This is a genomic window from Streptomyces sp. NPDC090021 (assembly GCF_044748225.1).
Lineage (GTDB): Bacteria > Actinomycetota > Actinomycetes > Streptomycetales > Streptomycetaceae > Streptomyces.
This window is the reverse complement of the sequence record NZ_JBIVFO010000060.1, coordinates 26,737-34,284: the sequence shown is the minus strand read 5'-3', so window position 1 is coordinate 34,284 and position 7,548 is coordinate 26,737. Positions and strand designations below refer to the sequence as shown.

Sequence of the window (7,548 nt, the reverse complement as noted above, 5' to 3'; positions counted from 1 at the left end):
CCTCTGTCCTGACGTCAACGAACAACGGTGCTCCGCACCGTTCCGCTTTCCCGCCCCGGCTGAAGCCGGGGATACCCAGCGGAGGAACTGATGGACGTACGCGCTGGCACGCATGCCCGTCGGCCGGCTCGGCGCGACGACGTACGCCGTCCCGGCCATCGTCGTCCTGCTGAGCTGGGCCCTGCTGGCCGAGGTACCGGCCTGGCTGACGCTGCTGGGCGGGGCGCTGTGCCTGGCCGGTGTGGCGGTCTCCCGGTACGCGCCGCGCACCCCTCGCACCCCTCGCACCCCTCGCACCCCTCGCGACCCTCGCGACCCGCGGACTCCCGCGGACGGAACTCCGCTCGTGCACACGAAGGGCACCCGCACATGAGGATCCTCACCCGGTGCCCGAGGCTGAGCCGGTCTTCACCCGGGCGACGGTCACGACCCCCGGCCCGCCGCCGACGCCGTCCCTCTACCGCGGCCTGATCCCCGGGGTGCCGACGCCAGGCCGACCATGTACTGACCGACCTCACCCGTCCGGCCCGCACGCCGGAGGTGGCCACTCCCCTGCCGGACCTCGCCGCCCTCCACCTGCGCGTCCACGAGCAGCGCCCGGCGCCGCGGGCCGCCCCTGACGGCGCGCGCGCCCGGTGGCGCCGGCGGCCGCGCCTCACCCGGATGCCCCGTGCAGTGGGCATCCGGGCCGCCGGGCCGTTGACTTGAGGGGTCCGGAACATCCGTGGAGTCGTGGAGGCGTGGTGGCGAAGGTCGCGTGGATGCGTGGTGCGGCAGGTGTGGTGCTGTCGGCGGTGGCACTCGGCGCCGCGGCCTGTTCGGGCGGCGAGGGCAACCCGTCCGGGGCCGTCTCCAGCGCCGCGTCGGCGGTGAGGTCGGCCGGGGAGGCCGTCTCGTCGGCCGCCTCGGAGGCAGCGAAGGCCGCCGAGTCCGCGGCCGCCGTGGCGAAGGACAAGCTCGCCGACGTCAAGGACGGCGTCAACGCCAAGGACCAGGTGTCCCTGGGGACCGTGGTCACCGCCACCGACGGGTACACGACGGTCCCCGTGACCGTACGGAACACCGACGACGCCACCAAGTCCTTCGCGGTGCAGGTCGAGTTCAAGGACGAGAGCGGCAACCTCGTGGACACCGTGGTGGTGACGGTCTCCGACGTCCCCGGGAAGGGCACCGGGCAGGGTACGGCCCGCAGCACGCACAAACTGTCCGGAACGGTGACGGCGCAGACCGGCACGGCCCTGCGCTACTGAGCCCCCACGGGCCCGCCGGCCGGCAGTGGCGGTCGGCGGCGCCGGACACGGCCGACGCGGTCGCGGGCGCCCCTCGGCACGATCGTCCGCCGGTCGTCCGCGCCCGGAGGGGGGCGGGGTGGCGGGCGACGCGCTACCCTCCCGGCATGATTGACATGGACATGAGGCAAGCAGGGCCGTTCCGTGGCCGTCCGCGCCGCGCTCCACGGAGCCGCCGCACCCTCCGCACCCTGGTATGCCTCCTGCTGCTGGCGATGCTGGGCACCGTGACCACCGCCTCCGCCACGGCCACGGCCACCCACCCACCCGCAGCCGCGCCGCCCGGCTCACCGTCCGCCGCCGCGGCGGACGCCCGCTGGGGCGACCGGCGCCTTGACGAGGTCTCCTTCCTGACCACCCACAACGCCTTCACCAACTACCAGGACTCCCGCTGGAGTTCGGTGAACCAGTCCGAATCGGTGCGCGCCCAGCTCGAGGGCGGCGTGCGCGGCCTGAGCCTGGACACCCACTGGTACGAGCGCAGCACCTGGCTGTGCGTCATCAGCTTCGGCAGCGACTGCTACCCCAGCGACGTGTACCTGTGCCACGGCGACTGCAAGGCCTTCGCCGGTGCCACGTACGCCCTGCCGCGCCAGTCCTTCCACGGCACGATGCAGACCGTGGTGGACTTTCTCGCCGCCCACCCCCAGGAGGTCGTGACGGTCTTCCTCGAGGACTACGTGAGCGCCGAGCAGCTGCGGCAGTCCCTCGGCCGGGTCCGGGGGCTGTCCGACCTGCTCTTCCGGCCCGACGAGTGGGGCGTACGGCAGAACGGATGGCCGAAGGTCGCCGACCTCGTGACCTCCGGCCGACGGCTGCTGGTCTTCTCCGACCGGTCCGACCGGGAGAACCTGGGCATCATGTACGACAGGTCCTGGACCGTGAGCAACTTCTGGAGCCTCGGGGACCTGGGCGACGACCTGACGTGTGTCAGCCGCTGGTCCGACGTGCCCCTGGACCGGCAGGAGCCGGGCTTCCGGCGCCTGTTCACGATGAGCCACCACCGCAACGTGCCCACCGTGATGACGGCGGCCCTGGACAACGGCGCGAAGCTGCGCAACCGCATCGCCGAGCAGTGCCGGCCCGCGGCCGGGGGCCGCGACCCGAACTTCGTCTCGGTCGACTTCCACCGCCTGTCCGACGGCGGCGGTCACACCCCCGCGTCGATCGTCGCCGAGCTCGACGCGCGTCGCTAGAAGGGGTTTCGCGCTCTACCGGGCCGGGCCGGGCCGGGTTCGGGCAGGATGACCCGGGGCACCGCAGGTCACCGACGGCGTCCCGGCCGCCCCTGGTGTCCGCCGGGATCGGGGGTCGTAGCGGGCCGGCTGCCGTTCAACCGGCCCGGCGGGCGGATCCCGGCCCGAAGGCAACCTCGCGGGGGCGCGTCGCGTCCTCTCCGGCAGGACCCGCCGGCCCGGACGGCGCGTGCACCGTGGAGAGGACATGTGATGAGTGAGAAGGCACGGCGGTTGTTCGACGCCCTCGACCTCGACCAGGACGGCACCCTGACGCGCGCCGAGGTCATCGGCGCCCTGCGCTCCAAGGGACCGACCCTCGCCGCGCAGGGGGCGATCCCCCTCTGGGGTGTGGGGGACACCGAGGACTCCTCGGCGCTCTTCGACGCGGCGGACCAGAACGGCGACCGGGTGCTGAGCTTCGAGGAGTTCGCGGCCGTGGTCGACCGCCGCTTCGGCTGGTAGCGGCCGCGCCGTCCGGGCGGGCGGGCGGCCGCCCGGCGTGCGGCGCCCGTCGGGCGGCGGGAGAATGACAGGGGCGACGGGGCGCCTGCGCGGGCGGTTACGGCCCCGGCCAGCCCGCGCCGCGGTCGACCCGGACGGGGCGGACGAGTCAGGTGATCGCTCATGTGCCGGTGGCTGGCGTATTCGGGAACTCCCGTGCTGCTCGACACCATCCTGTACAAACCCGCCCACTCGCTGATCGACCAGAGCCTCCACTCGAAGCTGGGCGTGGAGACGACCAACGGCGACGGCTTCGGCATCGGCTGGTATCCCGACGGCGGCAGCGGCGACGGCACGCCCGCCCTGATGAAGGACGTCGGGCCCGCCTGGAACAACCGCAACCTGCGGGAGCTCTCGGACCACGTCACCTCCCCCGTCTTCTTCGCCCACATCCGGGCGTCGACGGGCACGGCGGTGCAGCAGACGAACTGTCACCCGTTCCGGCACGGCCGCTGGATGTGGATGCACAACGGGGCTGTCTCCGGCTTCCACACGATGCGCAGGGACCTCATGCTCCTCGTCGATCCCGCGCTGTTCGGGGAGATCGAGGGCACGACGGACTCCGAGGTCATGTTCCACCTGGCGCTCACCTTCGGTCTGGAGGAGGACCCGCCGGCCGCGGTGGCCCGGATGGTGGGCGTGGTGGAGCGGGTCGGCCACGAGCACGGCGTGGAGTTCCCGATGCAGATGACGGTGGCCGTCACCGACGGGACCAGTACGTGGGCCTTCCGCTACTCCAGCCAGGGCGCCTCGCGGTCGCTGTACTACAGCAGCCGGGTGGACGCGCTGCGCAGGCTGCACCCCGACATCCGCTTCCTCCAGGAGGCCTCCGACGAGACCCGTCTGGTGGTGTCCGAGCCGCTCGGGGACCTGCCGGGCGCGTGGAACGAGGTGCCGGAGAGCAGCTACGGCGTCGTACGGGCGGGCGCGGACGGGCTGTACCCGTTCACGCCGCAGGTGGCCTGACCCCCGTACGGGTCTGCGCGCGGGGCGCGGGCACGGCCGGGGCCGTGCCGACGCGGGGCAGGGCGTACGGGTGCTGCTCGGCCGGCCAGGCCACCAGTTGTTCGCGGACCTCGCAACGGGCGGTCCACAGCAGGTCCGGGTCCTTGGCGGCGACGATCGCGCGTACCACGATGGTGGTGGGGGTGGACGCGGTGACGGCCGGGCCCCAGCCCCGGCCGTCCCAGGCCGCGCAGCCGTCGAGGATCTCCTTCAGCTTCTCGCGCGGACCGCGGGTCAGTCCTGCAGCAGCTCCTCTCGCAGGTTCCCCAGCGTGCGGGCGAGCAGGCGCGAGACGTGCATCTGGGAGAGCCCGACCTTCTCGCCGATCTCCGCCTGGGTCATCTCCTGGCCGAAGCGGAGCTCCAGGATGCGGGTGCTGCGCTCGTCCAGGTCGGCGAGCAGCGGCGCGAGGGCCTGCCGGTCCTCGACGGCCGCCAGGGCGGGGTCGAGGTCGCCGACGGTCTCGGCCAGGGAGCGTGCGGGCTGCCCGTTCGCGGGGGTGCCGCTGCCTCCGCCGTCGGACTGCTGGGGCGTGTCGAGGGACTGGGAGGAGTAGCCGTTGGCGGCGACCAGGCCTTCGCGGACCTCGTCCTCGGTGAGGCCGAGATGGGTGGCGAGTTCCGCCGGAGTGGGGGCGTGGTCGGTCGCGGAGGTCAGCTCCTCCGTCGCCCTCGCGAGCAGCAGGCGCTGCTCCTGGAGTCGGCGCGGGACGCGCACGGCCCACGTGGTGTCCCGGAAGTGGCGTTTGATCTCACCTGTGATGTAGGGCACGGCGAGCGTGGTGAACTGGGTGTTGCGCTCGGGGTCGTACCGGTCGATGGCCTTGATCAGGCCGATGACGCCGACCTGGACGATGTCCTCGTTCTCGGGGCCGCCGGGCCGGTCGCGGAACGGGCGGGCGACGAAGTTCACGAGTGAGATGTTCATCTCGATCAGCGTGCCGCGCACGTACTGGTACTCACGGGTGCCCTCTTCGAGGTTCCGCAGCCGCTCGAAGAAGACCCTGGTCAGCTCCCGTGCGTCGCAGGTGGAGAGTTCCCGCGGGCAGGGCACCTCGGGCAGCCCGCCGGGGGCGGGGCCCGCTGCCGCGGCGCCACCGGTGGGGCTGGCGGCCGTCGTGGGGGGCGTTGCCTCGGTCGTTGCCTCGGTCGTGGCCGTGATGGTCATCGTCTTCGCTCCTTGGGCACAGGTGCTTGCGGCGCGTTGCGCGATTGCTCGGTCGCTTGCTCGGTCGTTCGGTCGGGGCGGAAGTCTCCTTCCGCTTCCCTGCACCCTGCCGGGCTCCCCGGACACACGTCAAGTTATACCGGAAACGCTTTTCTGGATTTGCTTTTCGCAAGTGGCCACTCAAGAATGTCGGAGTGGAGAACGAGCACACGGGTTCCCGCCGGAACCACTGGACCTTCCTGACGAACCACGCCCGGGTCCTGATCGCCATCGCGCGCGACCCGGGGGCCCGGCTGCGCGACATCGCCGCGGACTGCGGCCTCACCGAGCGTACGGTTCAGGCGATCGTCACGGACCTGGAGACGGACGGCTACCTCACACGGACCCGGGACGGCCGGCGCAACCGTTACGCCATCGCGCCCGGCGCCCGCTTCCGCCACCCGGCGGAGGCCGGCCGTGAGATCGCCGGCCTCCTGGCCTATCTCTCGGGACCGCCGGGCACACCGACGGCGCCGCCCGCCGCCGAGTCCGCGGACGGCGTCCCCGACGACGGGGCCCTTCCCCTGCCGTGACGAGCGTGCGCGCGGCTACCGTCCCGCTGACCCGTCCTGCTGAGGAAGCCGTCCTCGTGCGGGACGTCGGCGGCGAGCAGGTCGATCACCTCGCGGGCGGGCAGGGCGGCGACGGCGCCGTCCAGGCCGACGATCCGGCCCCGCCAGATGCCGAGCTCGTGGGCCACGGGACGGTCTGGGTCCCTGGTGAGGAAACGGGCGTTGGTCAGCCGGGTGCACAGCATCGGTCGAGGTGCCCAGTGGTGGTCGGCCGGCGCCGTCGGCTGCCTACCGGATCGGATGTGCGCGGACGGGCCGGGTGGACCGCGCGGGGGTCAGTCGTCCATCGACCGGGCGAGGGAACGGGGGCGCAGATCGGTCCAGTTGGCCTCGACGAAGTCCAGGCAGGCCTCCCGGCTGGTCTCGCCGAGGGCGATCGTCCACCCGCCGGGCACGTCGACGAAGGACGGCCAGAGCGAGTGCTGGCCCTCGTCGTTCACCAGGACGAGGAAGCGGCCCTCGGCGTCGTCGAAGGGGTTGGTGGTCACGGTCGTTGCCTCCCCGGAACGTCACGATTAGGTTAGGCTCGCCTAATTGCAACGAGCTTAGTCCCTCCCCTTGCCGCTCACAAGGAGACCCGCATGCGCCCGACCGATCCCGCCCCCGGCCGCGGCGGCGCCGCGGGGGACGCCTTCGCCGCGTACGGGCTGCCCGGCGAACCGGGCTCCGAAGCGTTCTGGGCGGCGGCCGGAACACCCGCGTCGGTCCCCTCGGGGGACGGCGGCTGGACCACCCTGTTCCTGTGGCGCGGCTCGCCCGCGAGCATCGGCTTCGAGAGCTGGTCGGCCCCGGTGGCGCTGGACCGGTGGGGCGACACGGACTGCTGGTACGCGCAGGTGCGCATGCCCGCGCGGCTGCGGGTCACCTACCGGTTCCTCGTGGACGGGGCGGAGTCCGCCGACCCGTTCAACCCCGTCGGTGTGGGCGGGGACCGCTCCATCGCGGCGACCCCGGACGCCCCGGCCCAGCCGTACTGGCCCGTCCTCGGCACGGGCGCCGACCAGGTGCTGCCCCTGCCGCGCACCCGGGTCCGCTGGACGAGTGAACGGCTCGGGGGGCGGCGCACCGTACGCGTCCACCCGGCGGGCGGCGGCGGACCGGTGGTCCTGCTGCTCGACGGGGACGACTGGTTGTACCTGCACCCGGCCCTGGCGGCGTTCGACGCGGCCGTCGAGGCCGGGGACATGCCGCCCGTCACCCTCGTCTTCCTGCCGACCAGGGACCGGGAGGCCGAGTTCGCGTGCCGCCCCGGGCTGTGGGAGGCCGTACGGGACGAACTCCTGCCGCTGGTGGCGGAGACGGGCCTGCCCGCGGACCGGGACGCTCTGGTGGTCGCCGGGCAGAGCCTCGGCGGACTGAGCGCGGTGTACGCGGCGCTGGAGTTCCCGGACCTGGTGTCACGGGTCGCCTGCCAGTCCCCGTCGTTCTGGTGGACGCCCGGCGCCCCCGGCCTCCCGGATCCCCTCGGCGGCCCGCTCGGCGGCGCCGTTGCGGCGCGGCTGCGCGAGCGCGTCGACCTGTCGGGGCTGCGGGTCGCCTTCGACGTGGGGGAACACGAGACGCGGATGCTGCCCCACTGCGCCCTGGTCGAGTCCCTGGTCGCCCGGGCGGGCGCGACCGTGCGCGTCTCGCGCTCCCCGTCGGCCCACGACCGCGCGGGCTGGCGCCACGCCCTGCTCAGGGACGTCGCCTGGGCCCTGGGGTAGGCCCTCTGCCCTCCCGAGTCGAGGGAGGCGT

8 protein-coding genes and 3 pseudogenes are annotated in these 7,548 nt (G+C 73.3%); 7 read left to right on the top strand and 4 right to left on the bottom strand.

What is annotated here, in order from left to right:
* Positions 1-91 precede the first annotated feature (91 nt).
* The 5 genes and pseudogenes from ACIPXC_RS32605 to ACIPXC_RS32585 all read left to right on the top strand — a co-directional run.
* Positions 92-373 (top strand): annotated as a pseudogene (locus ACIPXC_RS32605) (EamA family transporter); the annotation flags it as partial.
* A 370-nt stretch (positions 374-743) separates the two neighbouring features.
* Positions 744-1,250 (top strand): hypothetical protein, encoded by a 507-nt coding sequence (locus ACIPXC_RS32600; RefSeq protein ID WP_401625404.1) that lies wholly within the window; start codon positions 744-746, stop codon positions 1,248-1,250.
* 146 nt (positions 1,251-1,396) lie between these two features.
* A complete protein-coding gene (locus tag ACIPXC_RS32595; RefSeq protein WP_401625401.1) occupies positions 1,397-2,485 on the top strand; it encodes a PI-PLC domain-containing protein in 1,089 nt (362 codons plus the stop codon).
* A 252-nt stretch (positions 2,486-2,737) separates the two neighbouring features.
* Complete coding sequence (locus ACIPXC_RS32590) at positions 2,738-2,989, top strand: EF-hand domain-containing protein (protein ID WP_401625398.1); 252 nt, start codon at positions 2,738-2,740, stop codon at positions 2,987-2,989.
* Positions 2,990-3,151: 162 nt separating this feature from the next.
* On the top strand, positions 3,152-3,994 hold the full coding sequence (locus tag ACIPXC_RS32585) for a class II glutamine amidotransferase (protein WP_401625395.1): 843 nt from the start codon (positions 3,152-3,154) through the stop codon (positions 3,992-3,994).
* Here the strand turns inward: ACIPXC_RS32585 and ACIPXC_RS32580 are convergent.
* Positions 3,975-4,256: pseudogene (locus ACIPXC_RS32580) on the bottom strand (mechanosensitive ion channel family protein); the annotation flags it as partial. The gene ACIPXC_RS32585 and the pseudogene ACIPXC_RS32580 overlap by 20 nt on opposite strands.
* 11 nt (positions 4,257-4,267) lie before the next feature.
* Positions 4,268-5,200 (bottom strand): SigB/SigF/SigG family RNA polymerase sigma factor, encoded by a 933-nt coding sequence (locus tag ACIPXC_RS32575; protein WP_401625392.1) that lies wholly within the window; start codon positions 5,198-5,200, stop codon positions 4,268-4,270.
* Between the two features lie 194 nt (positions 5,201-5,394).
* Here ACIPXC_RS32575 and ACIPXC_RS32570 point away from each other — a divergent pair, with 194 nt between their 5' ends.
* Entirely contained in the window at positions 5,395-5,772 is a 378-nt protein-coding gene (locus ACIPXC_RS32570) for a helix-turn-helix transcriptional regulator (protein WP_401625389.1), read from the top strand.
* A gap of 62 nt (positions 5,773-5,834) precedes the next feature.
* On the opposite strand, the pseudogene ACIPXC_RS32565 reads toward ACIPXC_RS32570, so the two are convergent.
* Both ACIPXC_RS32565 and ACIPXC_RS32560 read right to left on the bottom strand, forming a co-directional pair.
* A pseudogene (locus tag ACIPXC_RS32565) lies at positions 5,835-5,996 on the bottom strand (amidohydrolase); the annotation flags it as partial.
* A gap of 90 nt (positions 5,997-6,086) precedes the next feature.
* The gene (locus tag ACIPXC_RS32560) at positions 6,087-6,299 is read right to left on the bottom strand and encodes an MbtH family protein (protein WP_386454288.1); all 213 of its coding nucleotides are present in this window, start codon (positions 6,297-6,299) and stop codon (positions 6,087-6,089) included.
* A gap of 93 nt (positions 6,300-6,392) precedes the next feature.
* Between ACIPXC_RS32560 and ACIPXC_RS32555 the strand changes: the two genes are divergently transcribed.
* The gene (locus ACIPXC_RS32555) at positions 6,393-7,517 is read left to right on the top strand and encodes an alpha/beta hydrolase-fold protein (protein WP_401625385.1); all 1,125 of its coding nucleotides are present in this window, start codon (positions 6,393-6,395) and stop codon (positions 7,515-7,517) included.
* The last annotated feature ends 31 nt before the right edge of the window (positions 7,518-7,548 follow it).